This is a genomic window from Aeromonas sp. 604176 (assembly GCF_049170755.1).
GTDB classification, from domain to species: domain Bacteria; phylum Pseudomonadota; class Gammaproteobacteria; order Enterobacterales; family Aeromonadaceae; genus Aeromonas; species Aeromonas veronii_A.
Window position 1 is genome coordinate 1 of the sequence record NZ_JAAKNE010000284.1, and the last position, 921, is coordinate 921.

2 protein-coding genes are annotated in these 921 nt (G+C 61.0%); both read left to right on the top strand.

Going from position 1 to position 921, the window contains the following annotated elements:
- Positions 1 to 462 (top strand): MotA/TolQ/ExbB proton channel family protein (locus tag G5358_RS21375; protein ID WP_421324913.1); only part of this gene is annotated, 462 nt, incomplete at its 5' end.
- Between the two features lie 67 nt (positions 463 to 529).
- Positions 530 to 921: ExbD/TolR family protein (locus G5358_RS21380; protein ID WP_421324914.1), on the top strand; the 392-nt coding region annotated here is incomplete at its 3' end.

A 921-nucleotide genomic window follows, 5' to 3' on the forward strand; every position in this document is an offset into this window, starting at 1 on the left:
CTGGTCGCCCTGTTCTTCCTGACCCTGATGATGTGGGCCCTGCTGCTGGAGCGCTGGTTCTACTTCATGGCGGTCTACCCCAAGCAGGTGAAGCAGACCAAGGCCACCTGGCTGGCCCGCACCGATCATCTCTCCTGGTCTGCCAAGCAGATCCGCCGCGAGCTGGTCTCACGGGTTGCCATGGCGGTGGACAAGGGGATGCCGGTCATCAAGGTGCTGATCGCTCTCTGCCCGTTGATGGGGCTGCTGGGGACCGTGGTGGGGATGGTGCAGGTGTTTGACACTTTGGCCATCACAGGCACCGGTTCGCCGCGGGCGATGGCATCGGGGATCTCCAAGGCAACGGTACCGACCATGGCGGGCATGATCGCCGCCCTTTCCGGCCTGTTTTTTGTCAACCAGCTCGATCACAAGGCCAAACTGGCGGTGCAAAAGCTGGAAGACAACCTGAAACACGGTTGATGCAGGATGCATACCCCCGGCGAGGCATGGCCTGCCGGGGGCACAGAACAAGCAAGGAGTTTCTGCTATGAGAAAACGTTACAGCGACAGCGGTGCTGACGAGGCGGCTATCGATTTGACCCCCATGCTGGACATAGTGTTCATCATGCTGATCTTCTTCATCGTCACCACCTCCTTCGTCAAGGAGTCCGGTGTCGAGATCAACCGTCCCAGTGCCAGCACGGCCGAGACGGTGAAGAAGGGCAATATCATGGTCGCGGTGCGCGAAAACGGTCAGGTCTGGGTCGACAAGCGGGTGGTCGAGGTGGGGGCGGTGCGCGCCAACATCGAGCGGCTGCGGGCCGAAAACCCGGAGAGCGCCGTGGTGATCCAGGCCGATAATGAATCCCGTTCCGGTCTGGTGGTGCAGGTCATGGATCAGATCCGCATGGCCGGTGTCCAGAACATCTCCATCGCGGC